Source organism: Blastococcus sp. TF02-09, assembly GCF_003319105.1.
In the GTDB taxonomy this organism is placed as follows: Bacteria; Actinomycetota; Actinomycetes; order Mycobacteriales; family Geodermatophilaceae; genus Blastococcus.
The window spans coordinates 42731-64019 of sequence record NZ_QOHH01000004.1 but is presented as its reverse complement, the minus strand read 5'-3'; the positions used below and the strand labels follow the sequence as shown (position 1 = coordinate 64019).

The following is a 21289-nucleotide window of genomic DNA, read 5'->3' as shown; positions in this document are numbered from 1 at the left end:
CCTCGAGGAGCCCGGTGACCGCCGAGCCGACCACCGCAGCACGTCCCTCCACCCGGCGCAGCGGGCCCGGGTGGTGGCGGGACGCGGTGTTCTACCAGGTGTACATCCGCAGCTTCGCCGACGGGAACGGCGACGGCGTGGGCGACCTGGCCGGCCTGCGCGCACGGCTGCCCTACCTGCGCGACCTCGGCGTCGACGCGCTGTGGATCACGCCGTTCTACCCCTCGCCGATGGCCGACCACGGCTACGACGTCGCCGATCCGCGCGACGTCGAGCCGCTGTTCGGGAACCTGCCCGAGTTCGACGCGCTGCTGGCGGAGGCGCACGACCTCGGCCTCCGCGTCACCATCGACCTGGTCCCGAACCACACCTCGCACCAGCACGAGTGGTTCCGGGCGGCTCTGGCCGCAGGCCCCGGCTCCCCCGAGCGGGCGCGCTACCTGTTCCGCGACGGACGCGGCCCCGACGGCAGCGAACCGCCCAACAACTGGCCGTCGGTCTTCGGCGGCCCGGCGTGGACGCGGGTGCCCGACGGCCAGTGGTACCTGCACATCTTCGCGCCCGAGCAGCCCGACCTGGACTTCACCGATCCGGAGGTCGTCGCCGACCTCGAGGCGACGATGCGCTTCTGGCTGGACCGGGGCGTCGACGGGTTCCGCATCGACGTCGCGCACGGCATGGCCAAGCCCGCGGGACTCCCGGACATGCTGCCGATGGAGGACACCGGGCTGCTCGACGACCACGGCCCCGGCGACGAGCGGTTCGACCAGGACGGCGTCCACGACGTGCACCGGCGGATCCGCGCCGTGCTCGACGAGTACCCCGACCGCATGGCCGTGGGCGAGGTGTGGGTGTCCGACGACGACCGGCTGGCCCTGTACCTGCGCCCCGACGAGCTGCAGCTGGCCTTCAACTTCAAGCTGCTGACGGCGGAGTGGACGCCGGCCGCCCTGCGCGACGCGATCGTGCACTCGCTGGCCGCGGTCGACGGCACGCCCGCGCCGGCGTGCTGGGTGCTGTCCAACCACGACCGGCCGCGGCACGTGACCCGCTACGGCGGCGGGGAGCTCGGCACCCGCCGAGCTCGGGCGGCCGCGCTGCTCCAGCTCGCCCTCCCGGGCGCGGCTTACCTCTACAACGGCGACGAGCTCGGCATGCCCGACGTCGACCTCCCCGACGAGGCGCTGCAGGACCCCATCTGGTTCCGCTCCGGCGGGGCCGAGCGCGGACGCGACGCCTGCCGCATCCCCGTACCGTGGTCGGGCAGCGAGCCGCCGTACGGCTTCACGACCGGGACCGGCACGTGGCTGCCCATGCCGGAGGGCTGGGCGGAGCTGACGGCGGAGGCACAGGAGTCCCGACCAGGCTCGATCCAGTCGCTGTACCGAGCGGCGCTGGCGCTCCGCGCCTCCTCGCCGGCCTTCGAGGGCGAGGGGCTGGCCTGGTTGCCGTCACCCGACGGATGCCTGGCGTTCCGCCGGGACGGCGGGCTCGTGTGCCTGGTCAACCTCTCGGGCGCCGCGGTGCCCGTGCCGGAGGGCACCGTGCTGCTGGCCAGCGGGGACGTCAGCGGCGGGCAGCTGCCCCCGGACACCGCTCTGTGGCTGGTCGCCTGAGCCACCCCGGCCGGGTCCGGCGGCCCCTCGGGGCTCGGGTACCTTGCCGCACGGAATGCGCCCAGGCGGCGCCTGCCCACCGGCGCACCGCAGGAGACTGAGCATGAAGACCCGGGACCTCGCCTACATCGCCCTGTTCGCGGCCATCATCGCCGTCCTCGGCACCCTGCCCGCGATCAACATCGGGCCGGTCCCGGTCACCGCCCAGACGCTCGGCGTGATGCTCGCGGGCAGCGTGCTGGGCGCGCGCCGGGGCTTCCTCGCCGTGCTGCTGTTCCTGGTGCTCGTCGCGATCGGGCTGCCGCTGCTGTCCAGCGGGGCCGGAGGCCTGTCGGTGTTCGCCGGCGCCACGGCGGGCTACCTCTTCAGCTGGCCCATCGCCGCGTTCGTCATCGGCTGGCTCACCGAGCGGTTCTGGTCCCGCTACAACGTGGCGTGGGGCTTCGCGTTCAACGTCCTCGGCGGCATGGTCGTCATCTACCTGATCGGCGTGCCGGTGCTCGCCGCCGTCGCGAACCTGTCCCTCCGCGAGGCGCTGGCCTCCGGGGCCTGGCCCTTCCTGCCCGGCGACGCCGCCAAGGCGTTCATCGCCGCGGCGATCGCCGACCAGGTGCGGCGCAGCTACCCGATCATCGAGCGACCCCAGCGGGCGGTCGCCGCCCGGTGAGGCTCGGCCGTCAGGAGAGGCGACCGGAGGCCGTCGCCGACCCGACGCGCGGGATCGAGCTGCGCGGGGTCTCGCACCGCTACGGCGACCGCCCCGTGCTGGCCGGCCTCGACCTGCACCTGATCGAGCCCCGGATCGGGATCGTCGGCGCCAACGGCTCCGGCAAGAGCACCTTCGCCCGGCTGCTCAACGGCCTGGTGGTGCCCACCGAGGGGCAGGTGCTGGTCGACGGCCTGGACACCCGGACCGCCGCCCGCGAGGTCCGCCGCCGGGTGGGCTTCGTCTTCCAGGACCCCGACGCGCAGATCGTCCACCCCACGGTCGCCGAGGACGCCGCCTACGGGCTGGAGAACCAGGGCGTGCCCGCACCCGAGCGGGCCGAGCGGGTGGCCGAGGTGCTCGCGCGGTACGGCCTGGCCGGGCACGCGGACCATCCCGCCCACCTGCTCTCCGGTGGCCAGAAGCAGCTGCTCGCCATCGCCGGCGTGCTCGTGATGCGTCCGGCGCGGGTGGTCTTCGACGAGCCGACGACGCTGCTGGACCTGATCAACGCCCGGCGGATCGCCCGGGTGATCGACGAGCTGGAGCAGCAGGTGCTCGTGGTGACCCACCAGCTCGAGCTGCTGGAGTCCTTCGACCGCGTGCTCGTCATCGACGAGGGCCGGGTCGTCGAGGACGCCGCCCCGCACCCGGCGATCGCCGCCTACCGGTCGCTGATGGAGCGGCGATGACCCTCGCGCTCTACGTGCCGCGGCGCAGCCCCGTCCACCGCGTTCCGGCAGGGGTCAAGCTCCTGGCGCTCGCCGTCCTCGCCGTGGTCCTGTTCGCCGTGCCCACCCTGCCGATGACCGGTGGCGCGCTGGTGGCGGTGGTGGTCGTCGGCCTCGGCGCCGCGCGGCTGCCCGTGGCGGCGCTCGCCCGCCAGGCGCGGACCGTGCTCTGGTGGCTGATCGGGCTGTTCGTCTTCCACGCCCTGTTCAGCGACCTGCCGACGGCAGCGGTCACCGTGCTCCGGCTGCTGGCGCTGGTCCTCGCCGCCGCGGTGGTGACGGCGACGACGCGGGTGAGCGAGATGGTGGCCGTGATCGAACGGCTCTGCTCCCCCCTGCGGCTGTTCGGTGTGCGTCCGGCCCGGATCGGCCTGGTCATCGCCATGGCGCTGCGGTTCATCCCGGTGCTGGCCGAGCGGGCCGACCGGATCCGCGAGGCCCAGGCTGCCCGGGGCGGCTCGGCGCGGGGCATCCGCGGGCTCCGGACGACGGTGGCCCCGCTGCTCGTGCAGCTGCTGCAGATGGCGCACACCGTCGGCGAGGCGCTCGACGCCCGCGGGGCCGACGACGTGCCACCCGCCCGCGGACGCCGCTCCCCTGCTCCCGCCGCCTGACCCTGGAGGACCTTGATGGATGCCGGAACCCTCGCCGAGATCTGGACGACGCCCTCGGCCGCGACGCCCATGCAGCGCGTGCCGTCGGCCCGGCTGGTGGCCGGCGTCGGGCTGGAGGGCGACCGGTACGCCCTGGGCGGCGGGACGTGGGCCCAGTACCCGGACCTGGAGAAGCAGCTGACGCTCATCGACCGGGACGACGTCGCGGCGGTGGCGGCCGAGGTCGGCTCGCCGTTCACGACCGAGGACACCCGGCGCAACCTGGTCACCACCGGCGTGGACCTGCCGTCGCTGGTGGGCCGGTGGTTCGCGGTCGGCGACGCGCTGCTGTTCGGGATGAAGCGCTGCCCGCCGTGCACCCACCTGGAGCGGCTGACCGGGTTGAAGCTGGTGAAGGCGATGGTGCACCGGGGCGGCATCAACGCGGCCGTGTTCGGCGGTGGCGTGGTGGCCCCGGGCGCCGTGGTGCGGCCGGTGGACGACGAGGAGGCCGCCCGCCGGGGCGCGCCCAGCGGTGCCGACCGTCCGGTGCCGCGGATCGTCACCGGCTGAGCCGGTCGGCCCGGGTCAGCTCGCGGCGTCGTCGGCCCAGCGGGCGAGGAACTCCTTCTCCTCCGGTGTGAGCCGGCGTGGGCGCTCGATGGCGAAGTCGAACGGCACGATCTTCGTGCTGCCGGTGACCGCGAGGTTCCCGTGGTCGAACAGCTCGTAGCGGCACAGGAACGTGGCCGCGCGGACGTCGGTGATCCAGACGTCCACCTGCAGGGGCGTCGAGGAGTAGACGACCTGGCGCTTGTAGGCGATCTCGTGCGCGGCGACGATGAGGCCGCGCCGGCGCCCGGTGCGCAGGTCGTGCGTGGGCTGTTCCCGGAACAGGCTGATGCGGGCCATCTCGAAGTAGCCGAGGAAGGCCACGTTGTTGATGTGCTGGTAGGCGTCCATGTCCGACCAGCGCATCGGGACAGCAGCGGTGTGCCTCACACGGCCACCATGCCGTACGGCGCCGCATCCGCTCGCACGGACCACGCCCCGGGTCCTACGGTGAGCCGATGGGCGCCCCCTGGCCTGCCGAGCTGCGGGGTGTCCTCTGTCTCCCCTCGGGGCGCCGGGTGCTGGGCCGCGGGCTGCGCAGCGCGCCGCCGGAGCCGCTCCCGGAGTTCGGCGTCTACCTGCTGGGGCGCCGGCCCGCGGCATGGCCCTGGGAGCAGCGGTGGGTGCGCTGGCGCGACTTCGGACTGCCCGCCGACGATCTCGAGCTGCGACGGGTGCTGGAGGAGGCTTGGGAGCGGGCGGGCGGCGAGCGGGTCGAGGTCGCCTGCGGTGGGGGCACCGGCCGCACCGGTACCGCGCTGGCCTGCCTGGCCGTGCTGGACGGCGTCCCCGCCGAGGACGCCGTGGCCTTCGTGCGCCGCCACTACCGGCCGGGGGCGGTCGAGACGCGCTGGCAGCGCCGGTTCGTGCTCCGCTTCGGGAACGGTTGAGAGCTCAGCCCAGCCGCTGCGCCACGCGTGCGTGCCCGGGACCGGACAGGTCGTCGACGGCCGCTCGCCGGCCCGCCACGGTCATCAGGATCGCCTCACCCGTCCCCCGGAGTTCCGGCCCCCGGCCGAATGCCCAGTCGATGTCGGTGGCGACCAGCCGGACGTCGCGCACCCGAATCACGCCCAGGAGGGTGGGGGCGAACAAGGCGGTGCGCAGGGCGGGCACCAGGCGCTCCGCGGGGATGGTGCGAGTCAGCCCGAGCGGCCGGCGGATGTCCTGCTGGTGGATCATCCCGTCGGTCAGCGCTATGGCTCCGCCCATCCCGGCGGTCAGCCCCGTGGGGTCGAGGTGCGCGTCAAGGAGCTGGATGAGCTGCTCGGGCGTCCGGGAGGCGTTCTCCCGAAGCGTGATGTCGTTGACGCGGTCGACGCTCAGCCGTCCGCGGAGGAACCGTTCCGCCAGCTGCCGGGCGCCCAGTTCCTCGTAGCTGAGCATGTGCGCCACGACGTCCCTGACCGACCAACTGGCACAGAGGGAGGGGGCGCGCCACTGCTCCGGACTCAGTCCGCTGAGCAGGTCGCGCAGGTCTTCCCGCTCCGTCCGCGCCAGTTCCATCACGCCCATGCCCACCGCCGACCGCCGAGGTCGCGCGGCGCGCGACGAGGTGGCCGCAGCGTAGGAGGACGGCCGCGGCCACACCAGGCTCCGCGACCCCCGGACGCCGACGGCCGGCCCGGAGCGGATGCTCCGGGCCGGCACGTGACGTCCTGGAACGGCCCCCTCGCAGGGGCCCACCGCGAGCTCGCGAGCGGTGGGGGGCGAGGGGGTCCTTCTTCAGTCGCGGGTGAGCTTGCGGTAGGTCGCCCGGTGCGGCCGGGTGGCCTCCTGGCCGAGCCGCTCGACCTTGTTCTTCTCGTAGTCGGCGAAGTTGCCCTCGAACCAGAACCACTTCGAGTCGCCCTCGTAGGCGAGGATGTGGGTGGCCACCCGGTCGAGGAACCACCGGTCGTGGCTGACCACGACGGCGCAGCCGGGGAACTCGAGAAGCGCGCTCTCCAGGCTGGTCAGCGTCTCGGTGTCGAGGTCGTTGGTCGGCTCGTCGAGCAGCAGCAGGTTGCCGCCCTGCTTGAGGGTCAGGGCGAGGTTGAGACGGTTCCGCTCACCACCGGACAGCACGCCAGCGGGCTTCTGCTGGTCCGGGCCCTTGAACCCGAAGGCCGCGATGTAGGCCCGCGACGGCATCTCGACGTTACCGACCTTGATGTGGTCGAGACCGTCGGAGACGACCTCCCACAGGGTCTTCTTGGGGTCGATGCCGCTGCGGGTCTGCTCGACGTAGGAGAGCTTGACCGTCTCGCCGACCTTGATATCGCCGTCGTCGGGCTTCTCCTCGCCGACCAGCATCTTGAACAGCGTGGTCTTGCCGACCCCGTTGGGGCCGACGACGCCCACGATGCCGTTGCGCGGGAGGTTGAAGGACAGTCCGTCGATGAGGACGCGGTCGCCGAAGCCCTTGGTCAGCTTGTTCGTCTCGACGACGACGCTGCCCAGCCGCGGGCCCGGCGGGATCTGGATCTCCTCGAAGTCCAGCTTGCGGAACTTGTCCGCCTCCGCGGCCATCTCCTCGTAGCGGGCCAGCCGCGCCTTGCTCTTGGCCTGGCGGGCCTTCGCACCCGAGCGCACCCACTCGAGCTCCTCCTTGAGCCGCTTGGCGCGCTTGGCGTCCTTGGCCCCCTCGACCTGCAGGCGGGCGGCCTTGGTCTCCAGGTAGGTGGAGTAGTTGCCCTCGTAGGGGTAGGCCCGGCCGCGGTCGAGCTCGAGGATCCACTGGGCGACGTTGTCCAGGAAGTACCGGTCGTGGGTGACGGCGACGACGGTGCCGGCGTACTTCTCCAGGTGCTGCTCCAGCCACGCGACGCTCTCGGCGTCCAGGTGGTTGGTGGGCTCGTCGAGCAGCAGCAGGTCCGGCGCCTCGAGCAGCAGCTTGCACAGCGCGACGCGGCGGCGCTCACCACCGGAGAGGACCGTGACGTCGGCGTCCCCCGGCGGGCAGCGCAGCGCGTCCATGGCCTGCTCGATGCGGGCGTCGAGCTCCCAGCCGTCCTGGTTCTCGATGATCTCCATGAGCTCGCCCTGCTCGGCGAGGAGCGCGTCGAAGTCCGCGTCGGGCTCCCCCATCGCCGCGCTGACCTCCTCGAAGCGGGTCAGGGCGTCGCGCAGCGGCTTGACCGCCTCCTCGACGTTGCCGCGCACGTCGAGGGCCTCGTTGAGCGGGGGCTCCTGCAGCAGGATGCCGACCGTGGCCTCGGGCGCGAGCGTCGCCTCGCCGTTGGAGGGCTGCTGCATGCCGGCCATGATCTGCAGGACCGTCGACTTGCCGGCGCCGTTCGGGCCGACGACGCCGATCTTCGCGCCGGGCAGGAACGACAGGGTGACGTTGTCGAGGATCACCTTGTCGCCGTGCGCCTTGCGCGCGCGGACCATCGTGTAGATGTACTGAGCCACTGGGCTTCGGAGCCTTCCGTCGTGTCGCGTGCGGGGGCGGGCCGGCGTCCCCGGCCCGGCCCCCTTGCGTTCTCACCCCCGATCCTCCCAGCCCGGGCAACCGCTATGCGTGCGCGGGCACCAGGGAGGACTCGGCGGCGTCCATCCCTTCCAACGCCGCGCCGTCCCCGTCGTAGTCCCGGCCGGGCCGCGGTTCGGCCGACGCGCTGGTGAACGGGTCGTCCTGCGGCTCCCCGGCCTGCGGGGTGATCTCCCCCGTCGTCCGGTCGACGTTCTCCGCGGTGCGGCCGGACCTGTCCCGCTTGAAGTCGGCCGTGCCGCGCGACAGGTTGGGCCCGACGGCGAAGGCGCGGATGCGCGGCTTGCTGCGCGGGCCGCTCTCGGACTCCCAGCTGTGCGTGGTCAGCGCACCCTGCACGATGACCGGGTCGCCCTTGCTGATGCTGGCCGCGACGTTGCCGCTCAGCGAGCCCCAGCACTCGACGTCGACCCAGAGGGTGCCGGAGTCGACGTACTGCTGGGTGGCGCTGTCGTAGCGCCGGGCGGTCGAGGCCATGCGGAAGTTGGTGACGGCGCCGTTCTCCAGGCTGACGCGTCGGGGTGAGTCGACGACGTTGCCGACGACGGTGACGGTGGTGTCGTTCACGGTGCTCCTCGGAGGTGCTGCGCCGGAGGGCGCGACCGGCGCGGTGCCGGCGTGCTCCGACCCTGCGGCGCGACGAGGCAGGACGGTGCCCCTCCGGAGGATCTGTGGACCCGCGCCACCCCTGTGGACGACGCCGGGCCCGCACCCGGCGCCCGCCGCGTCCCGGCGATGCGATGATCGGCCCCCGAGCGCCCGTAGCTCAGCGGATAGAGCACCGGACTTCTAATCCGACGGTCGCAGGTTCGAATCCTGCCGGGCGCGCCAACTCCTGAGGCCCGTGTGATTAGGACCACGCGTCACGGGTATCCGCGCCCTGCCACGGGGACGGGTACGACGACGCCACAGGAGTGACGAGGTGCGGAAGCTCATGCGCGTGCGGGGAGCAGACTCGCAGCAGCCGGGGGGCGGGGCACGCAACAAGCACCGGGCCGTGCTGGTGGCCGCGGTGGTCATCGGGTGCGCCGGGCTGGTGAGCGGGGTGAACGCCTCCACCGGCGGCGACGACGAGCTGGAGGAGGTCGACGCCGCCACCAGCACCGAGCGGCAGGACGCGAACGCCCTCTCGCGGGGCGCACCCGACGGCGCCGTCGTCCTGCCCGCGCTGCCGGTCTCGGTCGCCCAGCCGCAACCGGCCACGCCCGCGGTGATCACCGGCCTCGCGGACAACGGCATCCCGAACGTCGCGCTCAACGCCTACCGCGTGGCCGCGAGCCGGATGAACGCCTCCGACCCCGGGTGCGGCATCGACTGGTCGCTGCTGGCCGCCATCGGCCGGGTCGAGTCCAACCACGGCCGCTTCGCCGGCGCCGTCCTCAACGCCGACGGCACCTCGAGCCCCGAGATCCGCGGCCCGGCGCTCAACGGCGTCAAGTTCGCCTTCATCGCGGACTCCGACGACGGCGCCTTCGACCACGACTCCCAATACGACCGCGCAGTCGGCCCCATGCAGTTCATCCCGACCACCTGGCGCTCCTACGCCGTGGACGCCGACGGGAACGGCATGACCGACCCGTTCGACATCGACGACGCCGCGCTGGGCGCCGCCAACTACCTGTGCACCGCGGGCGGCGACCTCCGCTCCGAGGCCGGACAGCGCCGGGCCGTGTTCGCCTACAACCACTCCGACGAGTACGTGGCCCAGGTGCTGGCGCTGGCCCGCTCCTACGCGTCCGGCATCCCGGTCGACTCCCTGCCGCTGCTCGGCGACACCAGCAGCCCCGTGCCCGCGCCGTCAAGCGACTTCCGCAACCCGGCGGCACCCGGGCCGGCCCTCGGGGTGGACGACAGCACCGGCGCGTCCGGCGACACGGTGCTGGTCGGCAGCAGCGCCCCGGCGGCCCCGGCGCCGGCCCCGGCACCGGCTCCGGCACCGGAGAGCGGGAACGACGCACCGGCGGACGACGGCGGTGCCAGCGCGCCGCCGGCTCCGGCCCCCGCCCCCGACCCCGCGCCGGCGCCCGCCCCTGAGCCGGCACCCGACCCGGTTCCGCCGCAGGCCGCCGCTCCGGCGCCCGCGCTGCCGGCCCCGCTGCCCAGCCTCCCGCTCCCGGCAGCCCCGCAGCCCCCGGCACCCGGACCGGCGCCCACGGTCGAGCTCATCCCGGGCGAGACCTGCACCCGCCTGGGGCCCCTGGGGCAGGCGCTGCTGCCCGACCTCCCGGCCTGCCCGGCGGGCACGTGACCCAGCCCTAGGACGACGACGAGCCCCCGACCGCGTCAGGCGGTCTGGGGCTCGTCGCATCTGCGTGCCGGGCGGTGCGGCGCCCCCTGGGGAGCGCCGGTCACCGGCCGGTCAGTACCAGACTTTTCGTCCTCCGACCGCGCGCCCGGTGGCACCGAGCACGTAGAGGACCGCACCCACGACGAGCAGGATGATCCCGATCGTCCAGAGGATGGAGATGTCGAGGAAGAAGCCGAGCAGGAGCAGGATCAGTCCGAGGATGAGCATGCGTCTCTCCGTCCGGGTCTAGAACAGGTGGGCGGACGGTAGCCAGCGGAGCGGAATCGACACCACGACCCGCCGATGATCACCCGTTCGGGCTGGTCCCCACGCCACCCCGGCCCCGGGATCAGGCCTCTGCCTCGTCGTCGCGTCCCCGTCGCGCCGGTGGGCGGAACACCGCGAAGGGGTCGGTCACCGACAGTTCCGGCGTCACGAACCGGTAGAGCGCGGCCGGCCGGCCACCGGCCCGTCCGGGCGGCGCCTGCTCCCCCGTCGGCTCCAGCACGCCCCGGCGCAGGAGCACCCGCTGCAGGTTGGTGGCGGTGACGTCGTAGCCCAGCGCGGCCACGTAGAGCTCGCGCAGCTCCGCGACGGTGAACTCCGGCGGCGCCAGCGCGAACCCGACGTTGGTGTACGAGAGCTTCGACCGCAGCCGGGCCAGCGCCGAACCGACGATCGAGCCGTGGTCGAAGGCGGTCGGCGGCAGGGCGTCGACGGGATGCCAGGCGGTGTCGTCGGGCAACGCGGGGTCGACGTGGGTGGTCACGAGCCCCAGGTAGGCGGTGGCCACCGTCCGCCCGCGGGGATCGCGGCCGGGATCGCTGCGGGTCTCCAGCTGCTCGAGGTGACCCAGGTGCGAGACCTCCACCTTCGCGGCCAGCTGGCGGGCGACCGAGGCACCGAGGGTCTCGTCGGGCCGCAGCGGACCACCGGGCAGCGCCCAGGCGCCGGCGAACGGCTCGTTGGGGCGCTGCCAGAGCATGGCGTGCAGCCGCCGCTCCCGGACCTGCAGCACCACGGCCAGCGCCTGGTGCGGATAGGCCGGGCGATCCGGCGACGACCAGACCGAAACCATGCCGGGAATGCTAGGGTCTTCCCACGAGGTTTTCGCCTGATAGTCAGAAACCCACTCGCCTGGAGGTCCCCGTGACCGCGACGCTCCCCGCCCCCACCGCAGCCGGCTGGACCCCCGCCGAGTGGCAGGCCTGGCGCGACGAGGTGCGCCGGCTCGCCCGCGAGAAGGACGTCGTCATCCTGGCGCACAACTACCAGGCGCCCGAGATCCAGGACGTCGCCGACCACGTGGGCGACTCCCTCGCGCTGTCCCGCCTCGCGGCCGCGAGCGACGCCGGCACGATCCTCTTCGCCGGCGTCCACTTCATGGCCGAGACGGCGAAGATCCTGGCTCCGGAGAAGACGGTCCTGGTCCCGGACGCGAACGCCGGCTGCTCGCTGGCCGACACCATCACCGCCGACCAGCTGCGCGCCTGGAAGGCCGAGCACCCCGGCGCCGTCGTCGTCTCCTACGTCAACACCTCCGCCGAGGTGAAGGGCGAGACCGACATCTGCTGCACCTCGTCCAACGCCGTCGAGGTGGTCGAGTCGATCCCGGCCGACCGGGAGGTCCTCTTCCTCCCCGACCAATTCCTCGGCGCGCACGTCCAGCGGGTCACGGGACGTGCGAACATGCGCATCTGGATGGGCGAGTGCCACGTGCACGCCGGCATCTCCCCCACCGACCTGCGGGCCAGCGTCGAGGCCGCGCCCGACGCCGAGCTGCTCGTGCACCCCGAGTGCGGCTGCGCCACCAGCGCGCTCTGGATGGTGTCCGACGGTCAGCTGCCCAGCGAGCGGGTGCACATCCTCTCCACCGGCGGCATGCTCGACGAGGCCCGGCGGACGACGGCGAAGCGGGTGCTGGTCGCCACCGAGATCGGCATGCTGCACCAGCTGCGGCAGGCCAACCCGACGACGGCGTTCGAGCCGGTCAACTCCCGCGCCGCCTGCCCCTACATGAAGATGTCGACGCCGGAGAAGCTGCTGCGCGCCCTGCGCGAGGGCCGCGACGAGGTCACCGTCGACCCGCAGGTCGCCGCCCGCGCCCGCGCCGCCGTCGAGGCCATGGTCGCCATCGGCACGCCGTCGCCGGTCGGTGAGTGAGGTGCGCACCCTCGTGCCCACCGTCGTCGCCGCCCTGCCCCTCCCCGCCGCGGAACGGGAGCAGGTCACCGAGGTCGTCGTCGTGGGCAGCGGGGCCGCCGGGCTGATGACCGCCGTCGCGCTGGCCGAGGCGGGGCGCACGGTCACCGTCGTCACCAAGGGCCGGCTGGGCGCGGGCAGCACACCGTGGGCCCAGGGGGGCCTGGCCGCCGTCCTCGGTGCCGACGACGACGCCGAGCTGCACGTGCGGGACACCCTGGTCGCCGGCGCCGGGCTCTGCGACGAGCCGGCCGTCCGCACCCTCGTCGCCGAGGCACCGGAGGCGATCGCGCAGCTGCAGGGGCTCGGTGCCCGCCTCGACCTGGACGCCGGGGGCCGGCCCGCGCTCACCCGCGAGGGCGGGCACAGCCGCGACCGGATCGTGCACGCCGGCGGCGACGCCAGCGGTGCGGAGGTCACCCGGACGCTCGCCGCGGCGCTGCGGGCCCGGGGCATCGCGGTGCTCGAGCACACCGTCGCCCTCGACGCGCTGCTCACCGCGGACGGCCGGGTCGGCGGCCTGCGCACCGCGCGGATCGGCGACGGCGGTGCGCTGCGCGACGTCACCGATCTGCGTGCCCGCGCCGTCGTGCTGGCCACCGGGGGCTTCGGCCAGGTGTTCACCGCCACCACCAACCCGGCCGGGGCCACCGGCGACGGGCTGGCCCTCGCGCTGCGCGCCGGCGCGGAGGTCGCCGACGTCGAGCTGGTGCAGTTCCACCCGACGGCGCTGTGGACAGGTTCCGGCGCCCGGGGTCAGCAGCCGCTGGTGTCCGAGGCGGTGCGGGGCGAGGGCGCCGTGCTGGTCGACGCCGACGGCGCCCGGATCATGGCCGGCGCCCACCCACTGGAGGACCTCGCGCCGCGCGACATCGTCTCGGCCACCATCGCCGCGCACCTGCGGGCGACCGGCGCCGACCACGTCCTCCTCGACGCGCGGCACCTCGGCGCGGACTTCCTGGAGCGGCGCTTCCCCGGCATCGTCCGGTCCTGCCGCGACGCCGGGCTGGACCTCGCGCACGAGCCGGTGCCGGTCGTGCCCGCGGCCCACTACGTGTGCGGCGGGGTGCTGGCCGACCTCGACGGGCGCACCTCGGTGCCGGGGCTCCACGCCGTCGGCGAGGTCGCGTGCACCGGCGTCCAGGGCGCGAACCGGCTGGCGTCCAACTCGATCACCGAGGGCCTCGTCGCCGCCCGCCGCTGCGCCGGGGTGCTGGCCGCGGAGCTGCCGGCGCCGGCCGACGTCGTGGCACCGGCGTCCGGCGGCGAGGCGATCGCGCCGGCGGCCCGCGCCGCGATCACCGCGGCCACCACCCGGCACGCCGGCGTCCTCCGCGACGCCGAGGGCCTCACGGAGCTGGCGCGGGCCCTCGCCGCCGTCGACCGGAGCAACGCGCCGCTGGACGTCGCGGCGGTGGAGGTCACGGCGCTGCACACCGTGGCGACCCTGCTGGCCTCGGCCGCGCTCGCCCGCACCGAGAGCCGCGGCTGCCACCGGCGCCTCGACGCCCCTCAGCCCCGCCCGGAATGGCAGGTGCGGCTGGTGCACCGGCTCAACCGCACCGGCCACGTCCGCACCCGCACCGTGCCGGTGCTGGCCGGCGCCCCGGAGCTGGTGGTCGCATGAGCCTGCGCCCCGAGCTCGCCGCGGCGCTGCAGGCCGACGGGCTCGACCCCGCCGCCGTGGAGCGGGTGCTGCGCAGCGCCCTGGACGAGGACCTCGCGTTCGGCCCGGACGTCACGACGGACTCCACCGTGCCCGCCGACGCCGTCGCCACCGGTGACGTGACGCCGCGCCGCGTCGGCGTCCTGGCCGGGGTGCACGTGGCCGCCGCCGCCTTCGACCTGGTCGGTGGTGCGGCCGTGGAGATCCTGGTGCACGAGGCCGACGGCGCGGCGACCGAGCCCGGGCTGCCCGTCCTCACCGTCACCGGGCCCACGCGCTCCCTGCTCACCGCCGAACGGACCGCCCTGAACCTGGTCTGCCACCTCTCGGGCGTCGCGTCGCTCACCCGGCAGTGGGCCGACGCGATCGCGGGCACCGGGGCGGCCGTGCGCGACACCCGCAAGACCACGCCCGGGCTGCGGGCGCTGGAGAAGTACGCGGTGCGCTGCGGCGGCGGGGTCAACCACCGCATGGGGCTGGGCGACGCCGCCCTCGTCAAGGACAACCACGTCGCCGCCGCCGGCGGCATCACGGCGGCGGTCGTGGCGGTGCGGACGACATCGCCGGACGTCCCGCTCGAGGTCGAGTGCGACACCCTCGACCAGGTGCGCGAGGCCGTCGACGCCGGGGTGCAGCTCGTGCTGCTGGACAACTTCTCCCTCGCCGACACCCGCACCGCGGTCGACCTGGTGCGCGGCACGGGGGTGCGGCTGGAGGCCAGCGGCGGGCTCGACCTCGCGCGGGCGGCCGAGGTCGCGGCCACCGGCGTCGACTATCTGGCCGTCGGGGCGCTCACCCACAGCGCGGCGGTGCTCGACCTGGGCTTCGACCTGCGCTGAGCCGGCCGGGCGACGCCGCTTCGGGAGGGTTTCTCGTGCTCTGTGGGTCCTGCAGAACCCGCAGAGCACGAAGAACGCCCGCAGAGCGGGTGCTTGGGTCAGGGCGCGGGCGCCACCTCCACCAGGTCGAGGCGCTCCAGCTTCTCGCGGGACATGTCGCGCACGTCCGCGACGATGTCCTGCTGCAGCCGGCCGATCCGCTCGTCGAGCACCCCGCACAGCCGGAACGCCATGGCGCCCGCGCGCCGGACCGCCGCCGGGTCCACCAGCGGCGTCCGGACCGAGGTCACCGCCACCCCGTTGACCGAGCCCGACGACGCGTCCTGGGCGATCCCGACCGTGTAGCTCTCCCGCGGGCTCCCGCTGGAGTCCGCGTGGTGGTCGCGCAGGTGCAGCATCAGCTGGTGCCAGCGCCGGACGTCCTCGCCGTCCTCCTCCGCGCCGGCGAGATCCCGGGTGCCCAGGGCCGGCCCGCCGTCGCCGTCGGTGAAGGCGCGGGCGTAGGACAGCAGCACCAGCGTCCAGAGCGCCTCCACCGCCACCTCGTCGGAGGTCTCCCCCTCCTCCCCCAGCAGCGTCATGAGGCGCTCGCAGCTGCCGAGGACCGTCTGCATCCCGTCGTAGGCCATCACCAGCCGGGCCAGGCGGGTGGCGTCCTTGGTGTCCAGGCGCCGGATCGAGGTCGGTGCGCTCGGGGTCTCGGGCATGTGCGTCGACTCCTCAGGACGTGGACGGGGGTCGGTCGGTCAGCGGAGGAACGTGTCCCAGAGCAGGTACACGTTGAGAGCGATGATCACGCCGGCCACCGTCGACATCAGGACCGTCGTCCGACGCCGGTTGACCAGGCCACCCATGACGTCGACCCGCCGGCCGAGCAGCAGCAGCGGCACGAGCGCGAAGGGGATGCCGAAGGACAGGACGACCTGGGAGACCACGAGCGTGGTGGTCACCGGCAGCCCGAGCGCGAGCACCGTGAGCGCCGGCACCATCGTCACCGCCCGGCGGGCGAACAGCGGGATGCGCCGCTGGATGAACCCCTGCATGACCACCTGGCCGGCGTAGGTGCCGACGCTCGCCGACGACAGGCCCGACGCGAGCAGGGCGACGGCGAAGGCGATCGCCGCACCACCGCCGGCGAGCCGGAGCAGCCCGTCGTGGGCCGATTCGATCGAGTCGGCCCCGCCGCCGCCGACGCTGTGGAACACCGACGCCGCGACCACCATCATGGTGACGTTGATGAGCCCGGCCGTGCCGAGCGCGACCACCACGTCGACCCGGTAGACCTTGAGCAGCGAGCGGCGCTCCCCGTCGTCCGCGCAGCTGACCCGGTTCTTGGTCAGCGCCGAGTGCAGGTACACGACGTGCGGCATCACGGTGGCGCCGATGATGCCCGCGGCGAGCATCACCGCCCCCGAGTCGGGCAACTGCGGGACCAGGCCGGCCGCGAACTCCGCCGGGCTCGCCCCCACCGTGGCCAGGTCGTAGGCGAAGCCGAGGAGCACCAGGCCGAGCAGCCCCACGATCACGAGCTCGAACTTCCGGTGGCCCCGCTGCTCGAGCGCCAGGATCGCGAAGGCCACCACCGCGGTGATCAGCCCGGCGGGGAACAGCGGGATGCCGAACACCAGGTACAGCCCGATCGCCGCGCCCACGAACTCGGCGATGTCGGTCGCCATGGCCACGATCTCGGCCTGCACCCACAGCGTCCGCGACACCGGTCGGGAGTAGCGGTCCCGGCACAGCTCGGGCAGGTCCCGGCCGGTCGCCACCCCGAGCTTCGCCGACTGGTACTGCACCAGCATCGCCATGAGGTTGGCGCCGACGACCACCCACACCAGGGCGTAGCCGTACTCCGCTCCCGCGGCGAAGTTGGTGGCGAAGTTGCCCGGGTCGATGTAGGCGACGGCGGCGACGAACGCCGGACCGCCGATGAAGAACGCTCCCGGCACCCGCCCTCGGCGCCGCAGCGCACCGAAGGCGGGTGCCGCCGTGGTGGGCGCCTCGGCGACCACGGACGGTTCAGCCGACCGACGGGCCGAGGCCCAGCGACTGCGGCGTGCTGGAGTCCGGCGACGGCTGGTGCAGGCCCTCGTCGAGCTGGCCGAACTCGGTCATCAGGGCCCGGCTGCCACCCCAGGGCGTCTGCTCCTCCGCGATGAGCGTGTTCGTGGTGAGCAGCAGCCCGGCCACCGATGCACCGTTCTCCAGGGCCGAGCGGCACACCCGCAGCGGGTCGACGATGCCCATCTCCAGCATGTTGCCGAACCGGCCCTCGAGGGCGTCGAAGCCGTCGTCGACCCCCATGCCGGCGACCCGCTCGACCACCTCGTGGCCGGCGTACCCGGCGTTGGCGGCGATCAGGTAGGTGGGCTCGCTGAGCGCCCGGCGCACGATGTCCACGCCCACCGCGTAGTCCTTGCCGACGTCGATGTCCTCGAGCGCGGACGCCGCGTGCACCAGTGCGGCCCCTCCGCCGGCGACGATGCCCTCGGCCATCGCGGCCCGGGTGGCGGACAGGGCGTCCTCGACGCGGTGCTGCAGCTCGGTCAGCTCGGCATTGGTGGGGGCGCCGACCTTGATCACGGCGACCTTCCCGGTGAGGGCGCCGATCCGTTCGCTGAGCACGTCCTCGTCGATCCCGAAGGTGGCCCGCTGCAGCTCCGCGCGCAGCTGCGCCACCCGGAACTCCACCGCGTCGCTCGAGCCAGCGCCGCCGATGATCGCCGTCCGGTCCGCGGTGACCTGCACCTGCCGGGCGCGGCCGAGCTGGTCGAGGGTCACCGTCTGCAGGCTCGCACCGGAGTGCCTGCTGATCACCGTCCCGCCGGTGATGGCGGCGATGTCCTCCAGCTTGCGCAGCCGGCGGTCGCCGAAGCCGGGCGCCTTGGTGGCCACGCACTGAATGACCCCGTTGACGTGGTTGTGCACCAGCATGCTCAGCGCCGAGCCCTCCACGGTCTCGGCGATGATCAGCAGCGGCCGCGGGTCGCGCATCACCTTGTCCAGCAGCGGCATCAGCTCCTGGACCTTGGTGATCTTCTCCGCGCACAGCACGATGTAGGGGTCGTCGAGGACGGCCTCCAGGCTGGCCGGGTGGGTCACCAGGTACGGCGACACGTAGCCGTTGTCGTACTCGAACCCCTCGACGAAGTCGACGCTCAGCCCGTGCTCGGCCGCCTCCTCGACGGTGACGATCCCGGCGTCGCCGACGGTGTGCAGCGCCTTGGCGAGGACGGCGCCGACCCGGTCGTCGTCGTTCGCCGAGATCGCGGCCACCCGCGCGTAGTCGGCCTCGGACTCCACCGGGTGGGCGACGCCGTGCAGGTGGGCGACCAGCCGGCTGACGGCGAGGTCGACCCCGCGCTTGACCAGGACGGGGTTCCCGCCCGAGCCGATCGCGATCATGCCCTCGCGGATGATCGCCTGGGCGATGACGGTCGCGGTCGTGGTGCCGTCCCCGACGATGTCGTTGGTCTTGATCGCGGCTTCCTTGACCAGCTGGGCGCCCATGTTCTCGAACTGGTTGCCCAGGTGGATCTCGCGGGCGATGGTCACGCCGTCGTTGGTGACCACCGGCGACCCGGTGATCTTCTCCAGGATCACGTTGCGCCCCTTGGGGCCCAGCGTGGACTTGACGGCGTCGGCGAGCTGGTCGACCCCTGACAGCAGCAGGGTCCGGGCGTCCGCCCCGAACCGCAGTTCCTTGGCCATTGCGTTACTCCTGTGTCTCAGAGTTCCGGGGTTCGGGAGGGGGTCAGGGGACGAGGATCGCCCGGCCGCGCACGAGCCCCGCATCGAGGTCGTCCAGCGCCTGCACCGCGTCGTCCAGCGGGTACGTGCGGGTGTGCAGGGTGACCCTGCCGGCCTGGGCCAGCACCATGAGCTCGGCCAGCTCGTTGTAGGTGCCGACGATGTTGCCGACGATGTTGCGCTCGGTGGAGATGATGTCCAGCGTCGGCACGGTGAGGGTTCCGCCGTAGCCGATCACGTAGTACGAGCCGCCCGGACGGGTCATCGCGAAGCCGTCGTTCTCCGCGCCCTGCTCCGCCACGAAGTCCAGGACGACGTCGGCCCCGGCGCCGTCGGTGAGGGCCTGGACGGCGGCCACCTGCTCGCCGTCGGCCACCACCGTCGCGTGCGCCCCGAGCGACTCGGCCAGCTTCAGCGCCTCGGGGTTGCGGTCGACCACCACGATGCGGGTCGCGGTGAGCGCGGCCAGGCACTGGATGCCGATGTGCCCGAGCCCGCCGGCGCCGATGACGACGCAGGTGGTGCCCGGGTACAGGAGCGGCACCGCCTTGCGCACCGCGTGGTAGGCGGTGATGCCGGCATCGGCGAGCGCGGCGACGTCCTCCGGCCGGGTCGACGGGTCGAGCTTCACGCACGCCCGCGCCGACGTCAGCAGGTAGTCGGCCATCCCGCCGTCGCTGTCCAGCCCCGGGAAGCGGCTGTTGCTGCAGTGCATGTCCTGCCCCGCCCGGCAGGCGCGGCACAGCCCGCAGGTGGGCGTGGGATGCAGGATCACCGTGTCGCCGACGGCGACGTTGGTGACGCCGGCCCCGACCTCCTCCACCCAGCCGGCGTTCTCGTGCCCGATCGTGTACGGCAGACCGGGATCCATCGCGGCGTCCCACTGGCCCTCGATGATGTGCAGGTCGGTGCGGCACACGCCGGCGCCGCCGATCCGCACGATCACGTCCAGCGGACCGGTGATCGTCGGCTCGGGGACCTCGTCGATGACCGGCTTCTGGTGGTAGCCGTGCAGGCGTACCGCTCTCATGACTGCTCCTCGTCGGTCTGGCCCTGACCGCGGGTGGCATAGCGCTCGCGCAGCATGCCGCGGCACATGCTGCTGTTGGCGTCGGCGCCCACGCGGGTCAGCCGGGCGCGCCCGAGGTGCAGCGGGAGCGCGTCCACCCCCACCGCCTCGCCCGTCGTCGGGTCGACGAGCAACGGGTCGGCGAGACCGGAGGGCAGTCCCAGCTCGGCCCGGCGCTGCCGCAGTCGCTCCCGCTCCGGGGACGCCGGCACGTCCCCGAGGGTGAGCGCCGCCAGCTCCTCCGGCCGCCGCCCGCCGGCCAGCAGCGGCCGGCACACCCGGTCGGTCCCGGCCATCACCGCCTTGCGGACGAAGTCGGCGCGCAGCTCCCCCAGCTCGCGCTCGGCCAGCCCGTCGAAGGAGGCGACGAAGCCCGCGCGCGCGGCGACCCCGGAGTTGATCGCGTCGGAGGCGAAGTGGTCCTCCAGCACGACGTCGGCCCCGGTGACGCCGTCCACGGCGATGACCGCGTCCTGGGCGTCGGCGACCATCAGGAAGGCGAAGTTCGGCGCGCAGAAGTACGTCGGCAGCCGGAGCCGCACGTGTGCCACGCCGTCGGAGGAGACGGTGCAGGAGGAGACGAACCCCAGCGTCGTGACCGGCTCGTCCAGCTCCGGGTCCCGCACGGAGCCGAGGGCGGCGAGCACCTCGCCGACCTCGGCCCCGGTCCGCGTCCCGGCCGTCACACCCCGGCCTTGTCGTCCACCAGCTGCGCCTCGTCCCGGGCCGCCGGGATCCCCGCCTCGGGCGGCAGCTGCAGCTCCGCCGGCACCTCGATGTCGTAGAGCTTCGCGGCGTTCAGCCCGAGGATCTTCTTCTTGGTGGCCGTGGTGACCCGCGGGTAGTCGGAGAACTCGTCACTCGGGTAGTCCCAGTCGACGAAGCCCTCGATCTGCCACTTCGGCTCCCAGATGCCGTAGTCGCTCCCGAAGGTCATCTTGTCCTCGCCGACCCAGAAGAGCAGCTCCCCCATCACCTTGGCGAAGAACTTCGGCCGGGCGTGCATGAGGCCGCCGATGACCACCGACAGGCCCGCGTAGACGTTGGGCTCCTGCGTCGCCATGAAGCAGAAGTCCTCGATCCGCGGCAGGCCCACGTGCTCGACGATGAAGTTGAGCTCCGGGAAGTCGGTCGCCGCGTGGTCGACGTCGGACACGTCGAAGGCGTCCTTGTCCAGCGGCCAGATCGTCGGCCCCTTGTGCACGTGGACGTTCTTGATCCCGAGCTCCTGCGCCTTCTCCAGGTAGCGGTAGGCCTCCGGGTCCTTGAGCGTCCAGCCGCGGGAGTCGTCCTTCCACTCCGCGGTGTAGAGCTTCAGGCCGCGGGAGCCCCAGCGCGCCACGTTCTCCTCGAGCTCGCGGAGGCCGGCGTCCCCGTCGCGGGGGTCGAAGCGGGTGTTGACGATGAACTTGCCCGGGTGCTTGAGGGCCAGCTCCCCGTTGCGCTCGGTGGTGTTGAAGCCCTCGGCGTACCACTCCTTGAGGTACGTCGGCTGGAAGACCGCGACGTCGACGTAGCCGTCCTCGAAGACGTCCTTCATCAGGTCGGCCTCGGAGTACTTCTGGAAGTGCTCGAGCGTCCAGTGCGTCTCCGGCGGTCCCAGCCCCTGGTAGGCGTGGAAGCACTCGATCCAGCCCTTGGCGTAGTTCTCGTGGCCGGCCACCCAGTTCGCCGGGCTCGCGTCCCAGTAGTGCATGTGGCTGTCGACGACGAAGTACTTCTCACCATTCTTCTCGTACACGT

At 73.4% G+C, this 21289-nt stretch carries 22 protein-coding genes and 1 tRNA gene; 11 read left to right on the top strand and 12 right to left on the bottom strand.

What is annotated here, in order from left to right; translation table 11 throughout:
- Positions 1 to 14 precede the first annotated feature (14 nt).
- The 5 genes from DQ239_RS07680 to DQ239_RS07660 all read left to right on the top strand — a co-directional run bounded on the left by DQ239_RS07680 (position 15) and on the right by DQ239_RS07660 (position 4219).
- Positions 15 to 1616: a glycoside hydrolase family 13 protein gene (locus DQ239_RS07680; protein ID WP_199582760.1), complete on the top strand. Its 1602-nt coding sequence runs from the start codon at positions 15 to 17 to the stop codon at positions 1614 to 1616.
- A 103-nt stretch (positions 1617 to 1719) separates the two neighbouring features.
- Entirely contained in the window at positions 1720 to 2283 is a 564-nt protein-coding gene (locus DQ239_RS07675; protein ID WP_113833839.1) for a biotin transporter BioY, read from the top strand.
- Entirely contained in the window at positions 2280 to 3014 is a 735-nt protein-coding gene (locus tag DQ239_RS07670; protein WP_113833838.1) for an ABC transporter ATP-binding protein, read from the top strand. Before DQ239_RS07675 ends, DQ239_RS07670 begins: the two co-directional genes overlap by 4 nt.
- A complete protein-coding gene (locus DQ239_RS07665; RefSeq protein WP_113833837.1) occupies positions 3011 to 3667 on the top strand; it encodes an energy-coupling factor transporter transmembrane component T in 657 nt (218 codons plus the stop codon). The genes DQ239_RS07670 and DQ239_RS07665 overlap by 4 nt, the downstream gene beginning before the upstream one ends.
- A 15-nt stretch (positions 3668 to 3682) precedes the next feature.
- Positions 3683 to 4219: an MOSC domain-containing protein gene (locus DQ239_RS07660; RefSeq protein ID WP_113833836.1), complete on the top strand. Its 537-nt coding sequence runs from the start codon at positions 3683 to 3685 to the stop codon at positions 4217 to 4219.
- 15 nt (positions 4220 to 4234) lie between these two features.
- Here DQ239_RS07660 and DQ239_RS07655 read toward each other — a convergent pair whose 3' ends face one another.
- A complete protein-coding gene (locus tag DQ239_RS07655; protein WP_113833835.1) occupies positions 4235 to 4648 on the bottom strand; it encodes a thioesterase family protein in 414 nt (137 codons plus the stop codon).
- 68 nt (positions 4649 to 4716) lie between these two features.
- Between DQ239_RS07655 and DQ239_RS07650 the strand changes: the two genes are divergently transcribed.
- The gene (locus tag DQ239_RS07650; RefSeq protein ID WP_113833834.1) at positions 4717 to 5148 is read left to right on the top strand and encodes a protein-tyrosine phosphatase family protein; all 432 of its coding nucleotides are present in this window, start codon (positions 4717 to 4719) and stop codon (positions 5146 to 5148) included.
- Positions 5149 to 5152: 4 nt separating this feature from the next.
- On the opposite strand, the gene DQ239_RS07645 is transcribed toward DQ239_RS07650, so the two are convergent.
- The 3 genes from DQ239_RS07645 to DQ239_RS07635 form a co-directional block, all read right to left on the bottom strand.
- A complete protein-coding gene (locus DQ239_RS07645) occupies positions 5153 to 5908 on the bottom strand; it encodes a maleylpyruvate isomerase family mycothiol-dependent enzyme (RefSeq protein WP_233488888.1) in 756 nt (251 codons plus the stop codon).
- Positions 5909 to 5983: 75 nt separating this feature from the next.
- The gene (gene ettA / locus DQ239_RS07640) at positions 5984 to 7654 is read right to left on the bottom strand and encodes an energy-dependent translational throttle protein EttA (RefSeq protein ID WP_113833833.1); all 1671 of its coding nucleotides are present in this window, start codon (positions 7652 to 7654) and stop codon (positions 5984 to 5986) included.
- Between the two features lie 103 nt (positions 7655 to 7757).
- Positions 7758 to 8300, bottom strand: coding sequence for a single-stranded DNA-binding protein (locus DQ239_RS07635; protein ID WP_113833832.1), 543 nt, complete (start codon positions 8298 to 8300; stop codon positions 7758 to 7760).
- Positions 8301 to 8488: 188 nt separating this feature from the next.
- Here DQ239_RS07635 and DQ239_RS07630 point away from each other — a divergent pair.
- Positions 8489 to 8564: transfer RNA gene (locus DQ239_RS07630), tRNA-Arg, on the top strand.
- A 109-nt stretch (positions 8565 to 8673) separates the two neighbouring features.
- A complete protein-coding gene (locus tag DQ239_RS21270) occupies positions 8674 to 9981 on the top strand; it encodes a lytic murein transglycosylase (RefSeq protein WP_147252034.1) in 1308 nt (435 codons plus the stop codon).
- A 111-nt stretch (positions 9982 to 10092) separates the two neighbouring features.
- On the opposite strand, the gene DQ239_RS20595 is transcribed toward DQ239_RS21270, so the two are convergent.
- Entirely contained in the window at positions 10093 to 10248 is a 156-nt protein-coding gene (locus DQ239_RS20595) for a DUF6131 family protein (RefSeq protein WP_199582758.1), read from the bottom strand.
- A 121-nt stretch (positions 10249 to 10369) separates the two neighbouring features.
- A complete protein-coding gene (locus tag DQ239_RS07620) occupies positions 10370 to 11098 on the bottom strand; it encodes an NUDIX domain-containing protein (protein ID WP_113833830.1) in 729 nt (242 codons plus the stop codon).
- Between the two features lie 71 nt (positions 11099 to 11169).
- On the opposite strand from DQ239_RS07620, the gene nadA reads away from it, so the two are divergent.
- From nadA to nadC, 3 genes are read left to right on the top strand one after another with little or no spacing between them, the layout of a single operon-like run.
- Complete coding sequence (gene nadA / locus DQ239_RS07615) at positions 11170 to 12183, top strand: quinolinate synthase NadA (RefSeq protein WP_113833829.1); 1014 nt, start codon at positions 11170 to 11172, stop codon at positions 12181 to 12183.
- A 13-nt stretch (positions 12184 to 12196) separates the two neighbouring features.
- The gene (locus DQ239_RS07610; protein WP_233488887.1) at positions 12197 to 13849 is read left to right on the top strand and encodes an L-aspartate oxidase; all 1653 of its coding nucleotides are present in this window, start codon (positions 12197 to 12199) and stop codon (positions 13847 to 13849) included.
- Entirely contained in the window at positions 13846 to 14727 is an 882-nt protein-coding gene (gene nadC, locus DQ239_RS07605) for a carboxylating nicotinate-nucleotide diphosphorylase (protein ID WP_199582756.1), read from the top strand. Before DQ239_RS07610 ends, nadC begins: the two co-directional genes overlap by 4 nt.
- Before the next feature lie 98 nt (positions 14728 to 14825).
- Here nadC and DQ239_RS07600 read toward each other — a convergent pair whose 3' ends face one another.
- From DQ239_RS07600 to DQ239_RS07575, 6 genes are read right to left on the bottom strand one after another with little or no spacing between them, the layout of a single operon-like run.
- Positions 14826 to 15434, bottom strand: a complete 609-nt coding sequence (locus DQ239_RS07600; protein ID WP_113833826.1) for a hypothetical protein — start codon at positions 15432 to 15434, stop codon at positions 14826 to 14828.
- Positions 15435 to 15473: 39 nt separating this feature from the next.
- Positions 15474 to 16739: an Nramp family divalent metal transporter gene (locus tag DQ239_RS07595; RefSeq protein ID WP_113833825.1), complete on the bottom strand. Its 1266-nt coding sequence runs from the start codon at positions 16737 to 16739 to the stop codon at positions 15474 to 15476.
- Positions 16740 to 16746: 7 nt separating this feature from the next.
- The gene (groL, locus tag DQ239_RS07590; protein ID WP_113833824.1) at positions 16747 to 18438 is read right to left on the bottom strand and encodes a chaperonin GroEL; all 1692 of its coding nucleotides are present in this window, start codon (positions 18436 to 18438) and stop codon (positions 16747 to 16749) included.
- Between the two features lie 43 nt (positions 18439 to 18481).
- Positions 18482 to 19507, bottom strand: a complete 1026-nt coding sequence (locus DQ239_RS07585) for an NAD(P)-dependent alcohol dehydrogenase (protein WP_113833823.1) — start codon at positions 19505 to 19507, stop codon at positions 18482 to 18484.
- Complete coding sequence (locus DQ239_RS07580) at positions 19504 to 20232, bottom strand: iron-sulfur cluster assembly protein (protein WP_113833822.1); 729 nt, start codon at positions 20230 to 20232, stop codon at positions 19504 to 19506. The genes DQ239_RS07585 and DQ239_RS07580 overlap by 4 nt, the downstream gene beginning before the upstream one ends.
- The gene (locus DQ239_RS07575) at positions 20229 to 21287 is read right to left on the bottom strand and encodes an amidohydrolase family protein (protein WP_113833821.1); all 1059 of its coding nucleotides are present in this window, start codon (positions 21285 to 21287) and stop codon (positions 20229 to 20231) included. The genes DQ239_RS07580 and DQ239_RS07575 overlap by 4 nt, the downstream gene beginning before the upstream one ends.
- Positions 21288 to 21289: the final 2 nt, after the last annotated feature.

Bases quoted from the DNA above. Each gene is read 5' to 3' on its own strand.
- DQ239_RS07675 (WP_113833839.1), top strand. From the start codon at position 1,720: ATGAAGACCCGGGACCTCGCCTACATCGCCCTGTTCGCGGCCATCATC.
- DQ239_RS07665 (WP_113833837.1), top strand. From the start codon at position 3,011: ATGACCCTCGCGCTCTACGTGCCGCGGCGCAGCCCCGTCCACCGCGTT.
- DQ239_RS07660 (WP_113833836.1), top strand. From the start codon at position 3,683: ATGGATGCCGGAACCCTCGCCGAGATCTGGACGACGCCCTCGGCCGCG.
- DQ239_RS07650 (WP_113833834.1), top strand. From the start codon at position 4,717: ATGGGCGCCCCCTGGCCTGCCGAGCTGCGGGGTGTCCTCTGTCTCCCC.
- DQ239_RS20595 (WP_199582758.1), bottom strand. From the start codon at position 10,248: ATGCTCATCCTCGGACTGATCCTGCTCCTGCTCGGCTTCTTCCTCGAC.
- DQ239_RS07620 (WP_113833830.1), bottom strand. From the start codon at position 11,098: ATGGTTTCGGTCTGGTCGTCGCCGGATCGCCCGGCCTATCCGCACCAG.
- nadC (WP_199582756.1), top strand. From the start codon at position 13,846: ATGAGCCTGCGCCCCGAGCTCGCCGCGGCGCTGCAGGCCGACGGGCTC.
- DQ239_RS07600 (WP_113833826.1), bottom strand. From the start codon at position 15,434: ATGCCCGAGACCCCGAGCGCACCGACCTCGATCCGGCGCCTGGACACC.
- groL (WP_113833824.1), bottom strand. From the start codon at position 18,438: ATGGCCAAGGAACTGCGGTTCGGGGCGGACGCCCGGACCCTGCTGCTG.
- DQ239_RS07585 (WP_113833823.1), bottom strand. From the start codon at position 19,507: ATGAGAGCGGTACGCCTGCACGGCTACCACCAGAAGCCGGTCATCGAC.